The organism is Bradyrhizobium pachyrhizi, assembly GCF_001189245.1.
Lineage (GTDB): Bacteria > Pseudomonadota > Alphaproteobacteria > Rhizobiales > Xanthobacteraceae > Bradyrhizobium > Bradyrhizobium pachyrhizi.
This window is the reverse complement of sequence record NZ_LFIQ01000078.1, coordinates 303-21,399: the sequence shown is the minus strand read 5'-3', so window position 1 is coordinate 21,399 and position 21,097 is coordinate 303. Positions and strand designations below refer to the sequence as shown.

Below are 21,097 nucleotides of genomic sequence, written 5' to 3'. Positions count from 1 at the left end.
GCTCCATTTTTCGACCCATGCCGATGCCGGGATCTCATCTGCGATCCGAACCTGTCGGCATCCACAGTGGCAATTAACCAAGCTCGAAAAGCTTCCGTGGCGCACGCGTTAACACTTCGACGCCCGACTCGGTGACACGAAAAGTCTCGCTGATTACGCAGCCGAATTCCTCATCAATCCAGTTGCCCAGATGCAGATGGAAGGTCATGTTCGGCTTTAGTACCGTCATGTCTCCTTCCTTGAGGCTCGCGGTCCGCTCCTGCCAATCAATGCCAATAGAGTAGCCAAAGCGGGACTCTTTCTTGACGCTCAGCTTCTCAAGCGCGCGACGGGCTGCTTCGGCGACGTCACTGCAGGTTCGTCCTGCGCAGATCGTGCCCAGCGCAGCCTCCAAGCCGGCGAGCTCAGCCTCATGTACGCGACCTAGACGGTCGGAGGGCCGGCCAATCGAGAATGTGCGGCTAATCGGGACAGTGTAGCCAAGGCGCACACCGGCGATTTCAAGATTTATCTGCGAACCCTGGCGAAAGACATCCTCGCTCCATGTAATGTGGCATGTTCCCGTGCGCGGCGAGGAGCACAAAAACGGGGCTGCGATCCACGTTCCGGGCTTACCATTGGCGCCGCGCGCCAGCGTCGCCACAATCTCGGCAATCGCGTCAGCCTCCCGCACTCCAGGACGCATCACTTCCGCTGCACGCATAATTCCCGCATCGGTGACGGCGGCCGCCTCCTTCAGGACAGATATCTCGAGTTCGGACTTAACCATTCGGATCCAGTTCACGGCCCCAGTGCAATCCACGATCCTTGCTTGCCGCAGTCGCGCCTTGAACTTCTGCGCCGAATACGCCGGCAGTTCACCCAGTTCGAGTCCCACGCCGCCGTTGGCGACGCCGACGTCGTGAAGGAAATCGATGATACTGTCGAAGCCGTCCTTGTCTGGGTTGCCCACAAGCGCTTCTGGATAACCCACTACCTTGTCCCGCTCCAAGAACGTCTGATGCAGGGCGGCATGCGCATCCATCTTACGCAGGATGAACGTCGGTTCCTCTTGGTGGTTTGAAACTATTAGTGCTTGTGGGACATAGGCCGACCGGGCCGTGTAGCCCGTAAGATAAGTAATGTTGGACGAGGTGGGTATCACGAGCGCAGTTATGTCGCGCCGCGCCATTTCCGATTTCACGGCGGCAAGTCTGCGCAGGTACTCTGTTCGCGGGAACGACTGTGGTGCCTTGCTGATCGCCATTGTCTTGGCTCCGTTGGGATGCGTTATGTGAGATTGTCGAAGAAAGTGAGAAGGGAGCATCGAAAGTCTATTACAGACCTGCTTCGCGAAGGCGAGACTTCAGACAACGGTGGCCGCCCCTCAGATCTTAGGAGCCAGCTCAGCGGGCGATGGCATCATTTCGCCACAAGATCATGCCGAGCCCGAATGCCCATTTTCACTCAATGGTTTTGACGGCCGACCACTCCGCGCCCAGTGGGAAGAAGAAAGCATTCTAGCGATTGGAGAGAGCCACACGAGCGACATGTCGCTGGATACACAGCTGCCAATGCCGGTCCCCTCGTGAGGGGATAGTAGGACTCTTCCGCGGCGGGCAAGCCGCGAAAGATCATTACAACTCGCAATCACGCGTACCAACGGGATTGGCGGCGCTGATACTGGTTGTCACCGCAGCTCCGGCCTGGTTCGAGATAGACTTCAATCTCGCCGCTCAGTGGCGTTGCATCGATATGCGTGCGACGCTGACATCGGAGAACATGACCTTGCCATTAGGGAACTCGCAACCGCAGCATTCAGCTCATCGGTATAGGCCGGAAAACGTATGCAATTGCTCAACGGCCTGCGCGCGCTTGCGACGGATTGCTGAACATTCGCGCCCGGCGCCAGTCCCATCGGCGTCGACTACTATTGTCTAGGCTTCCGCCTTGATACGAACAGCGCCTTTTCGCGCGCGAGCAGCGATGCCATCTCGCGCGGCGCCGAGAGGCCCGGATTTGTCTGCACTGCGCGCTCGTCGGCCGGCAGCCGTATCGAATTCGAGGTCGGCATTGTCCAGTAGCACCCTTCGCGCGTGGGTTTGTCACGCGACAATAAGCTTCTGTTGTCCGCCAGATGCTCGTGAAAGCATCATTCACGCGGCCGAGCGCGCATCGGCGTAGAACTTCATCACCGTCGCCCGTCTCCTGGATCGAGCGGCGCGTACCATCTAGTAGCATGGCCGATTGACTTTTCCGCTCAGTCGGCGTGCGAAAACAACCTCGTCGGCCACCGCCTGCTTGTTGATGCAGGTGTCGTTATCGCCGTCGCTCAAGCTCATCCGAGCACCGCAGTTTGTAGAATTTCATTCAATCAACGGCCCCTTTAGGGAACTTGTCATCGATACGGCATGCAAGCAACGAGTTCCATTCGCGATGGCTAGGTGGGATGTTCGAGCTGCCGTGACGATCGCTCCGTGCTCTATCACAACGTGTTGCGCTGCTGTTCGATGAACCCGCTCTCGCGCGCGGCGATGGCCGCGCCTGCTGCGGGTTCGGCTGCATCGATCTTCTGATCCTCAGACGAGAGCCCTCGAACTGCTCGATGCGCGCGCATCATGACCTCCCGGCAATTCTCGGGGATCGTTACGCCTCCAGCCAGCGGCCCGTGGACCGATGGCACACGCTGATTGGATATCTCCCTAAGCCCTGCCGTGCTTGATCCTCTCGTCCACAACGCCTCCGCCTCTATCTCGCCGGCGAGAGCCCACGGCCCGCCGAGCTGCAGCACACCCGAAAGGCTCGAGAATCATAACCTGTTAACATGCCGCCGCGCTTGGATAGCCTACCGCGTTTCCACATTTCCAAAGAAGAATGACAGCTGGGCAAGCTGCAGTCACAGTTTGACCGTGCAGCTTGCCCGGAGTGCCAGAAAATAACCACGAGAATGCCTTCATGCCGAGATGATCGCGAAATCGTGAGCGAGATCATCTCGGATTCCCGACCGGCATTATCTCGGCACCCGGGCGAGATCGCCGGAATCCGCACGCAACTCACTTCCGAACAACGGTTTTTCGTGTGCTGCACGAAACTTCTCTCTCGCTGACTTGGCAGCATCGAAAAGTGGTCCGTCCAGCTCACGTGGCACAAGACAATCAGCAAATACTTCTTGGGCTTCGCTGTGAGGTAGCCGCGAGTTCGATCCGCATTTCATACTTTCCGGAATCGATTTCCTGTCACGGGGAGACGCTTTTTGCTCGCTCTAGTTCGCCGGCGCTTTTGTGCCGCGGTCAATGTAGAGTGCTCGTTGAATGAGCCCAGCTCGCCGCTCGATATTTTCGCGCAGCACGTTGTAACCTGTCTTGTGTTGGCGCGCGACGGTCTCGGTGCGGCTCTCGTCCGGGTCAGCGCGTGGTGCTCGATGTGTTCGTCGCGGATGTGATCCAGGTCGAGCTTTGGCGCCGTAGTCACCGCGCCGCCCGCGACTCCGCCTCCTATTCGACATAAAGCGTAGTATAAATTGCAGACCGTACGCGACTCTCGGAGTCGGGCATCTTATGACATCTCAGACCCCACGCTCTCTCGGAGTACTTAACCTCGAACGCGGGCTGCCGCTCGACAGAACTCCAGCGCTGCTGCCGGGTTCAATGCTGAATCCAGCCACCTTCGATTTTCCGATTATTTTGGAAACGGTACCGGGTGCTTGGGCGGATATTGTCATCCCCGGCGATGCAGCGCTCGAGCCCGCCTGCGTCGCAGCCGCCCGGCGCTTGGTCGAGCGAGGCGCCGTCGCGATAACCTCAGATTGCGGCTTCTTTATCCGACACCAGGCATCAGTGGCCGCGGCGGTGAACGTCCCCGTGGCGATGTCGAGCCTGCTCTTGCTACCTACCTTGCTCCGCTTGTTGCCTCTCGCCGCCAAGCTCGCCGTCTTGACCGCCGACTCGAGGCATTGCGGCAAAGATCTGCTTGGGCTCAACGATTCGGTCGAACAGGCAAGAATCGTGATCGGCGGCATCGAAGGCGGCAACTACTTGCCACAAGCGATGAAGCGTCCACTACCACCGCCCGACGTCGCCGCTATCGAGACGGATGTCGTGGCCTGCATCGAGCGACTTCGTGCTGCGCACCCGGAGATCGCGGCCATCCTGTTTGAATGCACAGCATTCCCGTTGGTCGCGCCATCGATCCGCCGCATCACTCAACTGCCCATCTACGACATCACCAGCCTCTGCCGGCTGTTGATCGCGTCCTTTCGCTAAGCTGACTGCGCCTCTAGAAGGTTATCTCGATTCAGGCAATCTCCGCTCTTACGAATTACAATAGCACGAGATCACCTTTGCCAGACGTGGCAGACCGTGCTTGCGGGCAGCAGGCCACCTTGTGCCGCACACATTGTCTGTATGCCTGTGCCGGCAAGGTCAACAATGGTCACTTGCGCGGGCTCTTCCCGACAGATGTTGAGGAAGTTCACGGCGTGATCTGGAACATGGACGGTGCCTGCCTTCCGCTGCTACGCGTTTGCCCGCTATCATGTCGGATAGAGTGGATTGTCAGAGCTGAGTTCGTCCCGATCTTAAGCACAGTCGTTGACTGCGTCGGCCAGATCCCCACTATGCTTCATCTCGAGATCAGCAAGGAAGGCGCTGACAGAAGTCGCATTAAGATTATCGACGGCCAAGGTCGAGGGCGGCATGTGGGGGCCAAGCCTGCGCGCAAGTGACTAAATCCGGAAAATGTCTCGGTAGATCGTGTTGGCGCTGAGATTGCGCTGGCGCAATGAGCCGTTCGGTGAACTAACGCTCGATAAGTGCGGCGACGCTGTTGCTCCGCTTCATGATCTAGCCTGGTCGCTCGGGCCGGCGTACCGCCTCCGGGATCAGTTCTAGACAGGCCGAGAGAGTCGCCCGTGACAAGCCTCTAGGCGATTGAGCCGGAGTCTGTTGTTGGGATTTTAGGGCATTTAAGATTGCAGGGATTTGAGGCTTGAGCGCTCCAAACCTTGCAAATTCGTTTGAGGATTTCCCTTCGCCGTGAACCGTGCTTCTGTGGCGCATCGAGGGGACGATGCGGCCGAAGAAACACAAGACGACGGGATAGAACGATCTGTTCCGAGCGCGACTGGACCAGATCATCAACATGAAGCATGAGCTGGTTCTGCTGGCGGCAAGATCGATTGGGACTGGGTCGACAACGAGATCGCGCCGCTGTACAGCGAGAACGGCAGGCCCGGGATCGAGACCCGTTTCATGATCGGGCTGTTGTTGCTCAAGCACATTTACGGGCTGTCCGATGAGGGTGTGTGCGAGCGCAGGGTCCACGATCCGTACTTCCAGTTCTTCACCGGCGAAGAGTTTTTCCAGCGGGTTTTCGCGCACGAGCGCTCGGATCTGAGCCATTGGCACAAGCGGCTCGGCGACAAGCTGGAGCAGTTGTTGGCCGAGAGCCTTCGGGTGGCGCACGGCCAGCGCGTTACGCAGCCAGGACCTCAAGCGGGTCCCGGTCGACACCACCGTGCAGCCAAAGGCCATCAGCTTCCCAAGCGACGCCAAGCTTTTCATGCAGCGATCCGAGGGTTGAATCGCCTGTCGAGGAAGCACGGGGTCGGGTTGCGGCAATCCTATTCGCGCGTGGCCAAAAGCGCCGCGATGATGGTGGCCGTTACGCTCATGCCAAACAGTTCAACCGGCATCAGCGGCAGCCGCGCATCCTGCGCAACCGGCTGGGCCGGATCATCCGCGACATCCGCCGCAAGACCGACGGCCAGCCAGCACTGGAGCAGGCGCTCGCCCTGGCGCTTGGCCGGGCCACACAGATCCGCTCGCAGCAGCAGCGCCAGCGCGGCCTCAAGCTCTATTCCTTCCATGCCCGGAGGTGGCATCCATCGGCAAAGGCAAAGCCGCCGCGCCTCGTTTGGCGTGAAGGCCTCAAATCGTCACCAACAATTGCCGGGCTCCCGGCGGCCTGTTCGTGCCGCACGCCAGCTCGCTGCCCGACAACTCTACGACGGTCACACATAGCGCGACGTCATCGTACGCAGCGAGATACTCACGGGCTACGCGATCGAGCGGGTTTATGTCGATAAGGGATACCGCGGGCACGACGCGCAAAATCTCCGCCGCGTCTTCATCTCCGGCCAGAAGCGCGGCGTCTTCTGTGTCGTCAAGCGCGAACTGCGCCGCCGCTCCGCCATCGAGTCCGTCATCGGACACCTGAAGGCCGGAGGACAGCTCGGCCGGTGCTACCTCAAAGGCCGCGCCGGAGACGACGCCAATGTCATTCTCTCAGCCGTCGGCCATAACTTCCGTCGCATCCTCGCCTGGTTCAGAGAACTTTTGCGCCAGTTGCTGGTCTCGCTCTGGCGGATGCTCAACTGTCCAACTCAGCTCAATCCGGCTTCTTAACGGTCGACGAGAGAACCAATCTGTGTCGCGCACGCAGTCGCGACCGAGGTGAGTCGAAAGCGCCTGAAGCTGCGGCTCGATTAATTCCCTGTTAGTACCAGTCGAGAAGCGTATGGATGACGCAGAGATGCTGCAAATCGTGCACTCGCAGGCCGCTATGATCGTTTTGGCGACGCAGGCCGATCTCGCGGGATGTTGGTGCATCCACTTCCCTGTGGTCGCTGCCCGGCGCGCCGCGGGATCTTTGTACCGACATTCGGCCGCCTTGCAGCAATCTCGACCACAATGTAAGGGACGATTTGACCCGGCAATATGAAGACCCCTGTCCTCATAGGGCATGATGCCAACCCGCAACAATCGTGGCATTGCCGCGAAATCGGCGCGCTAAGGGGCACCACGGCCATCTCAAGCGGACGATCTCTGATCGCGCCGCTGCTGCGTGGTACCGTTGAGTTCGACTCCCTTGCTGCTTATCGTGGCTTCATCGACGAGATCGTCGTTTGGCTTGCCCGGCGGCGGATAGAGCCACTTGGCGGCGCGACCGGGCTTGCCCCTCTAGAGCGCGCCTCCTCCAATCTCCTTCAGAAGGTCTAGGTGGCTCAGCCGCGAGCCCAACCTCGAGGCCGCGATCGGGCGCCTCAACCTTAACACTTTAGTCAATGAAGTTAATAGTACGAGGATAAGCGGACATATTGATATAGCGATGCGTTATTTCCTCATCCACCTCTATGTTTTTTATTGCCACAATGCTCACCCACGAGCCGGACGCTTCATCGGCCCACACTCTTTGTGCGTTTGGCTCTGAGGAGTGGTTCATTAGCGAGCTCCAACCGAAAACAACGTAACCTATCAGAGGACCGCCTTTGAGATGCCGATCGTGCCGCACGAAGTAGTACTCGAGGACTCCCGTACGATCGAGCATCTTGGCTGTAGCATCATCAAATCCCCATGTCGGAGCGCGATCAATTACATCTCCGACCTTGAATGGAATATTTGCAAATACGCCGCGGCCTTTTCGTGGCACAGTTTTGACATACAGAGCGTTGCTGCGATCAAAGATCTTATCGACCATCGTGGCTGCCTTTTTCTTCGGTGCTGAACGTTGGCCGTTTTTTCATTGTGTTAACCACTGACGGCCTCGTCATTGACTATCTAGCCCATTCTTGAACGACCAGGTATTTCACCTCTGGCAGGCGCCGAAAAGGTCGTTTTGCGTGGTGGTTGGCGCGTGATTGTATGCATCTGTTTGTTTCCTTTGACCTGGGGCGTTCGATTCGCGGGAAAGATCGTGCACGGAAGGCATGTGGGTCAGCATAAAGAGCTTGTGCCGAAAGGACGGCGGCGATTCGCCGTCGGGCAATGGCTAAGGGGCCGGCGGCGGAATGCCGAACCCGACCTCCATAGCGAGAAGCAAGAACGACACGCATTTTTCGATTACCCGATCCGATGCCCGGCTTTATTGGGGCGGGTAAGGTCGACGCACGGGCCGCCACACTCTTATCCGCATCGCGAAGCCTGTGGTCGCAACTGAAGTAGTCGTCACGGGGAGTAGAAGCGGAGGCAAAGTCACAGCGCATATCGCGCGTGCAGCCTTGGTCACCGCATATCGATCCTCTCGTCGCGCTCTCAGATTCGTCCGCGAAATCACTTGTTCAGCATCCCGAGGTCGACGACGGGCCGTTAGCACTTGCGTACGGCGCTCGCTGGCGCCGCAACCTTCTTGGTCGATGGAACTGAACCCGAGGATTCGGCCAAGTCCAGGTAACACCATCGCTCGTGCCACCGGACGTCGGCCCTGCTCCGCTGAGGCCGGCACATCGCCAGGATCGGCGATCGGGCGCGTCTTCTCCGGGACGACGCTCAAGCCTTTAATTGAACATTCTTGATTCACTCTTGCCAAGCCAACGCTCCAGTTTTGCGAACGAAAATAGGTCATCCCCAGGCTCCTGATACCTACCTAGAACGATAGCTAACAATACCGGTGGATAACCTTAGTGGCGCAAGATGTACTTAGCATACAAGGCAAAGCAGCCGACGCGCTGCTCGCGGCGTGGACCTACTTCGGGGGAAGACGATTTGCGTTGATCCGGGCACTCTCCGGTTGCGCTCGCCCACACGGTCAAAGGGGCCACGTTTGCTAGTACGAAAGATTGGTCGGAAGCGCACCGGAAGGATCACCTTGCGGAATAGTTGCTGCGGCGTCGCCCCATAATCCGTGCCGACTTGATCAAGTGCGCATTCCAGCCGATCGTGATCACCGATTCCGGGCCATCGTGATCACCCATTCCAGAGCATCGTGATCGCCATTTCCACTCGATCGTGATCGCTATTTCCAGCGATCGCGATCGGGGCAACCAGCAGGCGCGCACCGCTGACAGTCTGCAACCTGGGTAGCTTGGTCTTTTGCCTAACCGCAGAGGATCGAGATGCCGACCGAGAGACTGTCCATGCGCCACATTCGCGAAGTTCTACGCCTGCACTACAGCGTCGGCATGTCGCAACGCGCCGTTGCCCGCCGCCTGGGCCTGGCCCAGGGCACGGTCTGCAAATACCTCAATCGAACTCGTCGCGCCGGCCTGACTTGGCCGCTGCCGCCAGAGTTGGATGACGACGTCCGGCGCGAGAACCGCCTGTTTCCGCCGCCTTCCGATCGGCCCAGCGACGAGCGTCCGCATCCGGACCGGGCGCTCGTGCACCGCGAGCTGCGGCGCCCGAACGTCACGCTGATGCTGTTGTGGGAGGAGTATTGCGACGCAAACTCCGACAGCTCAGCTCTGCGTGCTACAAGGAGTGGGCCGGCCGCCTCAAGCCGACCCTGCGTCAGGTCCATGTCGCCGGCGAGAAGCTGTCCGTCGACTATTCCGGTCACACCATGGAGGTGGTTGACGGGCTCAGCGGCGAGGTGCGCAGCACGCAGATCTTCGTCGCCGTGCTCGGCGCCTCGAACTACACCTACGCCGAAGCCAGCCTCACCCAGAGCCTGCCGGACCGGATCGCCTCACACGTTCGGGCTTTTGCCGATTTCGGCGGCACGACGCGGCAGACGGTGAGTGACAATCTGAAGGCTGGCATCACTCGGGCCTGCTTTCACGAGCCGATGGTCAACCGGACCTATGCCGGTCTCGCCCGCCATTACTGCACTGCCATCGTCCCGGCGCGACCGTATCGTCCGCGCGACAAAGCCAAGGTCGAAGTCGGGGTCCAAATCGTCGGGCGATGGATTCTGGCAGGCTTGCGCAACCGCCGCTTCTTCTCGCTCGCCGCCCTCAACGAGGCGATCCTCCTTGTCGAGCTGAACGATCGACCTCTCCGGAGCTGGGGGCGAAGTCGGCGCGAACTGTTCGAGGAGCTCGATCGTCTGGCGCTCACCCCCTTGCCGGATGAACCGTACGAGTATGCCGTGTGGAAGCGTTGCCGGGTCAACCTCGATTATCACATTGAGATCGCCAAGCATCACTACAGCGTCCCTCACAGCCTCGTGCATCAGGAGGTCGAGGCGCGGATCACCCAAAAGACCATCGAGATCTTTCTCCGCGGCAAGCGGGTGCCGTCGCATCTGCGCAGCACCCTGCCGATCGCCCGACGACGATTGCCGAGCATATGCCGAGCTCGCATCGCCGCTATCGCGACTGGACCCATGAGCGCATTCGTTCCGAAGTCGCCAAGATCGGCCCCGACGCCGACACCCTGATCGACGTCATCCTGCGGTCGCGGCCGCATCCAGAACAGGGCTTTCCGCTCCGCGATCGGCATTCTCGGGCTGGTCAAGCGCTATGCCAGGGGCGCGTCGACGCCGCCTGCGCCCGTGCCCTGCTGCTCAACGCCCGTTCCTACAAATCGGCCGCCGCCATCTCAAGAACGGCACCGACAGAACCGCTCCACCCGCCGAGGAGGCGCCCATCCTCTTTCACGCCAACATCCGTGGCCGCAGTTACTACAATTGATCAGGAGAGATCAGCATACTCGTTCATTCCACGGACAACAACATCCGCTGGTTTCCGGATAACTACGTCAATTCCTCAGAATTGTCTGCCCCATGACTTACGTCGCGAACGTTGTAAAGGAAAATTGGAGGCAAGAAGGCCACGCTTGGCGTGGAAATGGGAAGTTACTACCGCTCCGCGCGGGAAAACGCTGACCTCGTCAAAGCGTTGCCGCTCGCCAAGTTCGTTGAACGCCGACTTGCTCATCAGTTGGATCCTCTTGACGAAGAGCCCAGCTGGTCCTGACGCGACAGGCTGGCCGGATCGGCGATGCAATGCTCAAGCGGGCGATCGACACGGCGGAGCCAAGTGTGCGTTAATGCTACATGGTAGCCGCCATCTATCACCAACAAATTTCAGGAACGCCCGAATTTGGAGGAAACTACGATTCCTCGGCGTTCCATTTCTGCGTCGGCGAACGCGCTCGTGCACCACATTCCATCTAGACCGACAAACGCTGCCGGACCCGACGATCATCAATTTTGAGGTTCACGGAAATCGTTTGCGTTATCTAATTAATGTAAGCCGCACCATCTGTATCGGGAAAACCTCCCCGCCTACGAGAAACTCGCCAACGTCGCCATTGAGACCTTGAATACCGTTCTTAGTCCGGCCCGGTCGCGCGCGTTCGGAAGTGTTTGGCACCTTCTATCAAGTGCCGGCTAGCCACCGAATCGAGAAGAACCAGAGGATCGGTTACTCGATCGGCATCGGATACCCACCGTCGGTCGCAGAGCGCACTGTGAGTTTACGCAAGGAAGAGAAGACAGTCCCAACCGGTATGTGCTTCCACAATTACACAACCCTTCGCAGTCACTGAAAGCGGCTATGAACCTTTGACTTCGACGCCGCGCGCCCTGATCGTCAAATCGCTGCACCGCGACGATCAGATCGCAAATCATTCGGATCTTCAGAGCAAAGGCGGGGCAGCTTCGCTGCCTGTCGACGAGCGAACAGCACAATTGTCTATGCAACTGAATTGCCGAGAATAACTTCGACTCGAGCATGGACGACGACAAGCGAGACTTCGGATGTACTGGGACTTGGAAACGAGGCCCGTTGCGTGCTGATTCCTAGCGCATTCACTCGAAATGTGATCGACGATGACCGATCGATTGAAAGCGGTTATGTCGCAGCTGCGCGCCAACTTGAACGTGAAGGGGCCGTCGCGATCATAACTGCGGGACAGCGAGCTGATCCTTTGGCCTCGATCGCCACCACGTGACGTAAAGGGCGACCAGCCAGAGCAGGGGAAGAAAAATCAGCAGCGACGCTACGGCGGCGATCGTCGGGTCGATCTCGTGGCGCATGTTCTCCCACATTTTCAGTGGCAGAGTGCGGATCGAGAACCCGCTGATCAGCGACGTTTTGACGACCTCGTCGAAGGAGTGGATGAATGCGAACACGGCCCCGCCCATGACGCCCGGCCAGATCAGCGGCAGCGTCACCTTCATGAAGGTTCGAAGCGGCCCGGCCCGCATGCTCTTAGCCGCCAGCTCCAACCGCCGGTCGAAATTACCGAGAGTCGCCGAGACGATTACGACGACATAGCCGACGGCGCCGATGCAGTGCGTGAGAATGATACCAGTGATCGTGCCGATCAGTCCGAGATTAAGCAGCCCGAAATAGGCCGCGATGCCGACCACGATACTCGGAAAGGTGATCGGCGTCAGGAGCATCATGGTCAGGATGGCGCGTAGCCGCGGAACGGTGCGGCTGAGGCCGTAGGCCGCGAGCATCCCGACGATGGTTGACAGGATGACAACCGCAACGCCGATCTGGATGCTGGTCAAGGCAGCAGTGGTCCAAGACGGATCGCCGAAGAAGGAGCGGTACCAACGCAGTGAGAGGCTAGAGGGCGGGAATTGCAGAAATGTCCCCGCGTTGAACGACATGGTGATAACGACGACGCCCGGAAACAGCAGATAGAACATGACGATCAAGACGAAGACCGTACCGACAATCTTCCGGTCGCGGCCATCGCCTCCGACTTGGTAGAGCTCGGCCGCCCAGCGTTTCGCCCGATAGGGCTTGGCGAGCTCATTGAGATTGCGTGTCAGCGTGCCGAATGAAGGCAGCCGTCGCCGCCAGGACTTCCGTGGGGGCTGCTCCGCGCGGCCCGGCGTATCGGAAAGGTCGAGCCCGAGCGCGGAGACAATGACTGCGGCGATACCCAGGAGGATGAAGGCCGCGGCGGCCGTGCGCGCCATATTGAAGGAGGTCGCGACCTGCGCCGCGATGAAGGTCGACAGCATGACGTCGCGCAACCCGCCGAGGGCGGCCGGCGTGATGTAGAAGCCGAGGCAGAGTACGAACACCAGCAGCGACCCGCTGCGAACGCCTGGCAGGCTCAGAGGGAGGAACACACGCCAGAATGCGGCAAAGGGGCGCGCACCCATGCTGCAGGCCGCCGCTACGAGGGACTTGTCGATGCCCAGCATTACGCTGACCAGCGGCAGGATCATCACCGGCAGCATGATGTGCACCATGCCGATATAAACGGCCACGCGGTTGTAGATGAGCGGCAGCGGACTAGAGATCAGCCCAAGATCAAGCAGCAGATTGTTGATCAGGCCGCGGTCGCCGAGGATTACGATCCATGCATAGGTACGTGCCAAGAGGCTGGTCAGATAGGGGATGATTACGAGCACGAGGAGCACCATGCGCAGGCGCTTCGGGGCGGCCGTGATCAGATATGCCGTTGGGTAGCCGATTATGATGCAAATGATCGTGGCCAACACACTTACTTCGATGGTCTGGAAAAGCACGCGGACATTCGCTTGCTGACCGAGAAACGCCTGATAGTTGGCGATCGAAAGGGCCGGCGCATTGAGGCTGGTCAGGAAGAGCAGAACGATCGGTGCGCCGAAGACGATGATCAGGATGGCGAAGGCCGGCACGGTGAGTCCGATAGGCATTCGGCCGAGGGTCTGAAGCGTCCTCATCCGCGTTGCTCTCAGCCTCTTACGCCGCGACGAAGCGGACGTCGGACCGCAGCCAGTCTAGCCGCACCTCGTCACCGGGTCGGAAGATTTGCTGCCCGGAGGCGACATGCTCGCGGACGACGAGTACGCTCGTGCCGACACGCACGTGATATTTGCGCAACGGGCCGGCATAGATCATGTCGTCAACCGTGCCGGCAACGACCTGGCGCCGGATCGCATCCGACCTCTGCGGCGCTGTGGGATCGGCGACACAGATGCGCTCTGGCCTGATCATCGCGACGGTGCCGAACGGCCGCGTTGCATCAGATTCGACTTCGACAGCAGTATCTTCAAGGATGTTGGCTTCGCCCAGAAATTTCGCCACAAAGCGCGTCGTCGGTCGGTCATAGAGGGCTTCCGGCGTGTCGGTCTGCTCGATCCGTCCGGCGCGCATAACGACGATGCGGTCCGACAGCGTGAGCGCCTCGTCCTGATCGTGCGTGACGTAGACGGTGGTGATGCCGAACTCCTTGTGCAGGCTCTTGATCTCCCTTTGCATCTGCTCGCGAAGGTTACGATCGAGCGCGCTGAGCGGCTCGTCGAGCAGGAGGATCGGCGGATCGGCGACCAGCGCGCGAGCAAGCGCCACGCGCTGCTGCTGGCCGCCGCTGAGTTGCGACGGCATGCGACCGCCGAGGTCAGAGAGCTGCACGCGCGCGAGGATGCGGTCGACCCGCCTTGTCGTGTCGGCGGCCTTCACGCCGCGCATTTCGAGCGGAAAATCCAGGTTCCGGCGAACCGAAAGGTGCGGAAACAAGGCATAGCTCTGGAAAACAATTCCCTGGTCGCGCCGGTAGGATGGCACTGAAGCGACGGACTTTCCAGCAATCAGAATGTCGCCCGCGGTAGGAGCTTCGAAGCCGGCAAGCAGCATCAGGGTTGTAGTTTTGCCTGAACCGCTCGGACCGAGAATTGTGAGAAACTCACCGCGTTGAACTGTCAGCGACAAGCCTTCGACCGCGGTGACCTGTCCGTACGTCTTGGTCACGCCACAAAATTCGATCTGCGCAGGAAACGGGGTTGCCTCCAATGCTTGCCCCTCGGCAGCGACGGGATGTCGGACATTCACGCTCACTGTTGATGCTCCAGAACGACCAGCAACCCATCGCGATGCGACGGGCCGTGTATCCTCCGCCTCCCACATTCCGTGGTTATCTTCGCCTTTGCTTGCGGCATAGCCGACATATTCGATGGGATTTCTGATCTAGCGAAGAATCCAATCGTTCCACCGATCACGGAGCCGCTCGGCGTTGGTCCTGCCGTCCGATCCCGCCTCGATGTACCACCGCGTGTTCATAAGAACGCCGCTCGCCAAGTGGTCCGGATGACTGGGAAGTCGGCGCGCCCTATCCTCCGGTATCGTTCTGTAGGCGTTGATGTTGCTCGGGCCGAAGGCGATGAGCTGGGCGAAGGCCGCCTGTCGCTCAGCACGGGTGGCGAATTCGATGAACCTCTGCGCGTTCCGCGCATTCGCGCTACCCCTCGGGATCGCCCAGTAATCACAGGTCAGCTTGGCCTGATTCCGGTTGATCTCGAGCGGCGCGCGCTGGTCGATCAACACACCCGCACGACCGTCATAGCAATTCCCGATGTCGGCCGCCTTATCGCGCATGATTTGTTGGATCTCAGACCCGCTTCCCCACCATCTGCGGATATGCGGCTTGATCCTATCCAGGCTGGCGAAAACGCGGTCAATATCCATCGGGTAGATTGCATCTGGAGCCACGCCGTCCGCCAACAGGGCTTCCTCCCAAGGGCCTTCAGTCCCCGATTGACCGGACTGGAACGCGCGAACGCCAGAAAACCTCCGATCGTCCCAGAATTCGGCCCAAGAGCTCGGTCGCGGCTTGGGCGTGGGAAATTTTTCCGTATTGTAAAACATAACCCAAGAATAGATCAATCCGGAGACGCCGAAGGGCTGTTTGGTGAAATCTAAAAGTCCCCCTAGCTCGTCCCGCCGGTAGATTGAGTAGTCGATCTGCTCAAGATGGCCTCTCGCAGCTGCTATAAGATGCGTGTTTGGGTTCGTGGCAATCACGTCGATCGTAACGTTATTCGAGGTCACCATTAGCTCAAGCTGGGCCAAGCGGATGTCGTCAGTGATCGGGGTCACCCTGATCCCTGTCTCGGCCTGGAATGGCTTCACATAAGCTTCGATATTGGCCCTTCCCGTATCGCCGCCGTAGACCAAGACTCGCAGCTCGCCCGGGGACTGCGCCGAAGCTCGACCACCGACCGAGGACAGCGCTCCGCCCGCGATAGCGGACGACGTCGTCTGCATGAACTGTCTGCGGTTTATCCAACAGCTCATTGCTGTCCTCCTTGGTCCAGCAGAACTTTCCATCGGCAAAAGAAATTCTACTGGGCACCTGATGCTGATTTCCGCTAATATATGACCTCGCACTCCCGAAATTCTGCGCCTTATTGGGAGAATGCGAAGCTTCCGACCGAAACTCAGATCCGTCAAACACTCTGAGAAGCTCCTGGTCGAGCAGATGGACGAGCTGGATGCCAAGTCCGACCTGCAGCGGCGCAATCCCGGCATCGTTCCCGCAACGCGACATCGAGAAGCTGCATATGAGGCAACCAGTGTCTCCGGCTCGCTAGACTGGATTCGGTTGACGCTGCCTCGGATCGGACTCATGTCGTGCGTGGACAGTGAGAACCGTCGCGCAGTGCACTATTCATTCGTGGCGACCGCGCCCTTTCGGTACCTTCGCGTTGAATGAAAAGTGGCGTCCTGGAATGGCGAGCGCCCTCCTGGCCGCTCGAACCTCCGCCTCAAGGCTCTGCTGGCGCGACTTCCCAAAGACATCGATCGGGATTTGCCGCCATCTCAGGGCGGTGCGGGCGGCTTCATCGCGTACGGGTTTGGACGGGGGCTCCCCGCCAATCGATAGCTCTTCCGAGACGCGTTCAACACTTCTTCAATGTCGTCCTTACCATCGATTATATTGCAATCGCCCGACTGATATCGGCCGCACGGACCCGGATCCGAAGCGGCGTGCTCAGCACGCCGGCGGGCGAGCCGCATCGTTCGTCGACTGCCTTGAAAACGCGCAGACACCGCTAGCGGGGATCGCTCCGGTCACCCGATGGCACGCGAACTTCACCAAAGAAGACTGCCTCGAGGCGCTCGCGGCTTCAAACTTGCCGCGGACATGTTCGAGGGCAATATCTCGCGACACTTTGCAGCTCGGCACGCCGAGCCATTCGGTCGGCTGGCTTTCTATCTCGTGCCTCGCGCGATCAATCCCGCCGCCTTCGCCTCGCCACGCACGGGCGCAAGCCACTTCACGCGGTTTGAAGAATGTCTTTCGCAAGGATTCACAGATAAGCTGGAGTGCGCCATGGCTATACCGCGCCGATGAGCCGCACTTTATTGATCGGCCGCCCGTCCGATCGTACGCCGCGCACATGAGGCTCAGATCCGGGCCTGGAGGCTGCGCTGGGCCGATCCGCGCGGGGCGCACCTGCGGTGATGTTACAGAAGCAGCCCATCGCGCAATCAAGAGGTTAGGCTTCAAGAAAGAGTCACGTTGTGGCTAGCCCGTTGGCATCGATTGGACGGAGAGGACCGCTAGTTTCAAGCAAAGGAACATGACAGTGCTGAAGCCGAACATGACCTTCCATTTGCATCTTGGCAATTGGATTGATGAGGAATTCGGCTTATCATCAGCGAGCTGCATTCGCGTAACCACCGGCGTTGAGGTCCTGACGACTGCTCCACGGAAAATCTTCGAACTCCCAGATGTAGCCTAATTCAACTCACGACAGCCCGCGCCAGCGTGAGCTCGCGAGCGGTGATGGCGGTGTTTGCCGTCACCACTGAAATCGGCACGCGGCGAAGCTTCTGCCACATCGTTCGGACGGTTTACGGTGGAGTCCGTCAGCTCGGGCCGTGGTAGCCTGGTGTCTACAGTTGATGAGTCCGTGTGGGAGCCCTCGAGATCCACCGATCTCGCGCACATAAATGTCCGCTTTTTCATGAAGTATCCGGGGTTACTGATGGCCGAGCTTGATCTGGACCGGGCTCCCTGGCTGGACCCTTTGAAGTCGGTCATCTAACGGGCCCCGCGAGGTCCTCATTATTACGGGATTTCGCGGCGAGTTCGCCGGTAACCTCATCATCGCCATGGCGCACCTTCGCGGCGCTGATGGCGAGCCCTTTGTTCAAGGCAAGTTAAACCAAAGACAACACGCCCAGAAGCACGGGAGGATCTGCACGAACGGTCTGCGCCTGAACCGGGCGCAACTCGTCCTTACTCCGCAGATTTTCGGCACGTCGGGTCACGTTCCGTGTGCCGGCGCAAGGCGCGGCGGTCTAGGTAAGGTGAGGGTTTCTTTTTGAAGAGAGGTGTCCACAATGACCACAGTTCTGATCACAGGCACGAACCGTGGCATCGGCCTTTCGCTCGCGCGCCAATACGCCGTTGATGATGCTGAGGTGATTGCATGCTGCCGCGATCCTGAAAACGCCGACGCACTTAGAAGCTTGGCAGCTGAAACGAGCGATCGCGTGAAAATCGTACAGCTCGATGTTTCCGACTTGAGTTCGATCGCATCCCTCAAAGGTGCAGTTAGTGACCAGCCGATCGACATCCTGATCAACAATGCTGGCGTCAACGGCACCCCTAAGGACCAGTCAGCCAACCGCATCGATCCTGAAAACTGGTTGACGGTCATGCGCGTAAACGCCCTCGCTCCACTGCTCATCGCACAAGCATTGCGGGAGAACCTCCTCCGGGGGACGCAGAAAAAGCTGGTGGCCATCAGTAGCGTCTATGGTTCCACGGGCAGGGACTACGGCACTGGTTACTCGAGCAGCGTCAATAGGTATGCCTACCGAGCCTCGAAGGCCGCGCTCAACAACGGCATGCGCGGCCTTGCACGTGACTGGGCCGAGGACGGCGTGCTCGTTGGGATCTTGGATCCGGGCTTAGTGCGTACAGATATGCCTGGCGAAGTTGCCCGTTCTTCCTCATTGTCCATTTCCGCCGACGAGAGCGCGCTTGGTCTCAAGGGGTACATCGCCGGGCTGAGCCGCGACACCAGCGGAATTTTCCAGCGATTCTGGGGTGAAGAGATTCCGTGGTGATGGCCTTTATCACGGCCGACGTTTGGACGGCTAAATCATGATCTCGCCAGCTGAAACACTCGTGCGGCCCTGCTGCTCAGCGGCGTAGACACCTTCACCATTCGCGGCACGTTCGAGAAGCAGTTGGTGGGCGCGCTCGATCGCCAGCTGTTTGAACGCATGGTCACCGGCGCTGCCTGGGATTGTCGATATCGTGGACGATCACGCTACCTATTACCGCGACGTCGAGTCGCCCCTCGCCGGTCATATCGGGGGTTTGGCGCGGCCCATCTCGACTTGGGCGAGGACGACGACGGCCAGCGAGCATCTGGCGTCTGATGCTGCCGAGGCTATCTGCGTTGCGAGAGCGTTGCCGGAGATTGCTGCCCTTATCTCACCTGCGGACGTCTCCTGTGGGACCCGGCGGAGAGCCGGCGCGCGCCCAGGCAGCGCGGAATTGCGGGGACGCGCCTTAGAGGCCGCCTGCATCGCCGGGGCCACCGGTTGCCGGCTGCTCGCGGAAATCCATAACGTGTGGTCGAACCGGGCACAGCGCGGACGCCGATCGCTCGCATTCCGTACACGCAACCAGTCGATCTTGCGCTGAAGATGCTGAGCGACACCCGCGAACGCGTACTCGCCGGAGCGACCCTCCATGGACTGAACCAGTCACATATGAGGCCCGTCTGCTCGCCAGAAAGGCGAGCGCATCCTCATATTTGCACGGCTCGCCGTAGCCCGACGCGATCGCGAAGGTGCTTCTTGCTCTACTTCAGCTGCACTGCGGTCTTCGCGCTGAGCGCGCCTCGTCGAGGAAGCAGATGCGCGTATATTGGCAATCCGGCCCGGGAGAACGACGTTAGCAGTGGCCATCTCGCGTCAGCGTCTTCGACGTATTAGCCAGACCAACATTGGTTATCGGCACCACCACACCCAAGCACGTGCTCGTGATGATCCGGCCCCAGCGATTGGTTTTCATACCCGGCAGGATGCGGCGGCGATCACCGAGAGCACCATCATATCAACATTTCCTCCGCCATCCAGTGGGATCCTGCCCGCTGACCGGCCTGGGCGGACCGCCGGTAGCGACCTCAGACTCCGCAGCTGCGGCAAGTGTAGAGCGCGCTGGAGGCGAACAACCTACCATCAGGTAGGCGAGCGAATAGCGTTCTCGCAGAGCGGAAGCCGGTCGCACTTAAGCACAATCTAAATCGCCCGAGCGAATTCGGGATTCACTTTCACTCCATTAGGAGTTCAACGCCGGTCGCATTGGCCGAGCCCGCAAGAGCCGACGGCTTTGTCACGCGGATGAAGATCCGTCGAACTTTATCAACGCAAGAGATTTGGCTGCCAAGACTGTGCACAAAGGACTCAACAAGCTCAAAGTGGCGCGACATCGCGATGCGGCGGACTGTGTTTGCCACGTGCACATAATCGAGGGTCGCGGAAATGTCGTCCTGATCGGGTAACGGCACTCTTATCTCGAGATCGACGATCAATGGTTGGGTCTGGCCACGCTCGTGGTTATGCACGCCGACGCGCGCCTCGACGTGCAAGCCGCGCACGAATAAGGTCAAATGCTCAAGAGCGGGAGACCGCTCCTCCTCAGACTCCATCGCGCAGTTCCTCCCTTGCCTGAGGAGCCTTGAGCATATTGCTGAGCAGGCATGCGATAGTCATCAAGCCAACACCGCCGGGGATGGGAGTGATCGCCTGCGCACGTCCCAAATCGTCGAACGCCGCGTCGCCGACGAGGCGGCCCGTACCGCTCGAATCAGTGCCTCGGTTTATGTCGACCATCACAATGCTTTTTGATTTCTGCGCAAGACTGAACGAGATTTGATTACCGGCTGCGATTCCGCAGGATGCGTGAGGCCGACAACAAGATCGGGTTCATCGCCGAAAGATCATTCCCCGGACGAGGCAACGCGTCCGGAGCATACACTATTGGGCAGCTTCGGTTCGAGATTCAGGATTCTGAGAGTACGTAGGCTCTACGTTGCCATCCAAGCCTCCGAGACAGCACGCTACTGCGATACATGGAACACTATAGCGATGCCCCTGCGCCGAATTGACCGGTTGATGCCGGAAGAGTTGCCCTTCGGCTCTTTGCGCCGCTTGCGCGCGATCGCGGCTGCGCCGATGAGACCCCGTGTCTTGTGTCTCGGGCACCGCAAGCACTGCAAAGTCGCAGAACGGTAGCCCGTCCTTGAGCGCTTTGTTGAAACTGATTCTTAGATTTTAGGGACGATGTCTTGCTCGAACTTCTTCACCCAATCATTGAGTTGCGTGGACATGTAGGCCCAGTCGGGTAGATAAGCAAATTTGTCGTGCTCCTCCGGCGTATACTGCAGGGGGGCGGCGCCGGCACTCGCCTTCGCCTTCTGGTTGGCCGGAACTCCGCCAGTCAATTCATTGAAGAGTTCGGCGTTCTCTTTGCTCACCATGAAATTGGCGAACTCCATGGCGGCCTTCTTGTTCTTTGAGTTCGCCATAACCACCCATCCCTCGACATATTGGGCTGCCTTCAGGGACGGGTCCACCTTTGTCAGCGCCTTCATTGGCACCTTGTTGGCGACGGCGGTCAGGCTGTCCGTCCCGACATAGGAGATGGAGATCTCGCCCGTCGTCATCGCGTTCTGATTCTGAACGGCGGAATGATAGACGCGA

The 21,097-nt window shown here is 59.4% G+C and carries 12 protein-coding genes and 3 pseudogenes; 5 read left to right on the top strand and 10 right to left on the bottom strand.

Annotated elements, in window-relative coordinates:
* Window positions 1-73: 73 nt before the first annotated feature.
* Together AKL29_RS17255 and AKL29_RS46310 are read right to left on the bottom strand one after the other, a co-directional pair.
* A complete protein-coding gene (locus tag AKL29_RS17255) occupies window positions 74-1,246 on the bottom strand; it encodes a M24 family metallopeptidase (protein WP_050384980.1) in 1,173 nt (390 codons plus the stop codon).
* A 1,218-nt stretch (window positions 1,247-2,464) separates the two neighbouring features.
* The gene (locus AKL29_RS46310) at window positions 2,465-2,596 is read right to left on the bottom strand and encodes a hypothetical protein (protein WP_283809403.1); all 132 of its coding nucleotides are present in this window, start codon (window positions 2,594-2,596) and stop codon (window positions 2,465-2,467) included.
* 940 nt (window positions 2,597-3,536) lie between these two features.
* Between AKL29_RS46310 and AKL29_RS43685 the strand changes: the two genes are divergently transcribed.
* From AKL29_RS43685 to AKL29_RS46675, 3 genes and pseudogenes are all read left to right on the top strand, one after another.
* Window positions 3,537-4,241: an aspartate/glutamate racemase family protein gene (locus AKL29_RS43685; RefSeq protein ID WP_050384978.1), complete on the top strand. Its 705-nt coding sequence runs from the start codon at window positions 3,537-3,539 to the stop codon at window positions 4,239-4,241.
* An 844-nt stretch (window positions 4,242-5,085) separates the two neighbouring features.
* A pseudogene (locus AKL29_RS40755) lies at window positions 5,086-6,383 on the top strand (IS5 family transposase).
* 197 nt (window positions 6,384-6,580) lie between these two features.
* Window positions 6,581-6,878, top strand: a pseudogene (locus AKL29_RS46675) (IS21 family transposase); the annotation flags it as partial.
* 157 nt (window positions 6,879-7,035) lie between these two features.
* Here AKL29_RS46675 and AKL29_RS40750 read toward each other — a convergent pair.
* On the bottom strand, window positions 7,036-7,455 hold the full coding sequence (locus AKL29_RS40750) for an SET domain-containing protein-lysine N-methyltransferase (protein ID WP_082190613.1): 420 nt from the start codon (window positions 7,453-7,455) through the stop codon (window positions 7,036-7,038).
* Between the two features lie 1,354 nt (window positions 7,456-8,809).
* Here AKL29_RS40750 and istA point away from each other — a divergent pair.
* Window positions 8,810-10,327, top strand: a pseudogene (istA, locus tag AKL29_RS17215) (IS21 family transposase).
* A 75-nt stretch (window positions 10,328-10,402) separates the two neighbouring features.
* Here the strand turns inward: istA and AKL29_RS42855 are convergent.
* The 4 genes from AKL29_RS42855 to AKL29_RS17200 all read right to left on the bottom strand — a co-directional run bounded on the left by AKL29_RS42855 (window position 10,403) and on the right by AKL29_RS17200 (window position 15,631).
* On the bottom strand, window positions 10,403-10,573 hold the full coding sequence (locus tag AKL29_RS42855) for a hypothetical protein (protein ID WP_160321756.1): 171 nt from the start codon (window positions 10,571-10,573) through the stop codon (window positions 10,403-10,405).
* Window positions 10,574-11,538: 965 nt separating this feature from the next.
* Entirely contained in the window at window positions 11,539-13,311 is a 1,773-nt protein-coding gene (locus tag AKL29_RS17210) for an ABC transporter permease subunit (RefSeq protein ID WP_050384972.1), read from the bottom strand.
* A 19-nt stretch (window positions 13,312-13,330) separates the two neighbouring features.
* Complete coding sequence (locus AKL29_RS17205) at window positions 13,331-14,494, bottom strand: ABC transporter ATP-binding protein (RefSeq protein WP_193395226.1); 1,164 nt, start codon at window positions 14,492-14,494, stop codon at window positions 13,331-13,333.
* A 60-nt stretch (window positions 14,495-14,554) separates the two neighbouring features.
* Window positions 14,555-15,631 carry an ABC transporter substrate-binding protein gene (locus tag AKL29_RS17200; RefSeq protein ID WP_347336984.1) on the bottom strand — a complete coding sequence of 359 codons (1,077 nt, stop codon included), beginning with the start codon at window positions 15,629-15,631 and terminating at the stop codon, window positions 14,555-14,557.
* 2,085 nt (window positions 15,632-17,716) lie between these two features.
* Between AKL29_RS17200 and AKL29_RS17185 the strand changes: the two genes are divergently transcribed.
* On the top strand, window positions 17,717-18,448 hold the full coding sequence (locus tag AKL29_RS17185) for an SDR family oxidoreductase (protein ID WP_050384967.1): 732 nt from the start codon (window positions 17,717-17,719) through the stop codon (window positions 18,446-18,448).
* A gap of 1,217 nt (window positions 18,449-19,665) precedes the next feature.
* Here the strand turns inward: AKL29_RS17185 and AKL29_RS17180 are convergent.
* From AKL29_RS17180 to AKL29_RS17170, 3 genes are all read right to left on the bottom strand, one after another.
* Window positions 19,666-20,043 carry a dihydroneopterin aldolase gene (locus AKL29_RS17180; protein ID WP_050384966.1) on the bottom strand — a complete coding sequence of 126 codons (378 nt, stop codon included), beginning with the start codon at window positions 20,041-20,043 and terminating at the stop codon, window positions 19,666-19,668.
* Window positions 20,033-20,227 carry a hypothetical protein gene (locus AKL29_RS17175; RefSeq protein WP_050384965.1) on the bottom strand — a complete coding sequence of 65 codons (195 nt, stop codon included), beginning with the start codon at window positions 20,225-20,227 and terminating at the stop codon, window positions 20,033-20,035. The genes AKL29_RS17180 and AKL29_RS17175 overlap by 11 nt, the downstream gene beginning before the upstream one ends.
* A gap of 434 nt (window positions 20,228-20,661) precedes the next feature.
* A partial coding sequence (locus AKL29_RS17170; protein ID WP_193395225.1) for an extracellular solute-binding protein occupies window positions 20,662-21,097 on the bottom strand: 436 nt, incomplete at its 5' end.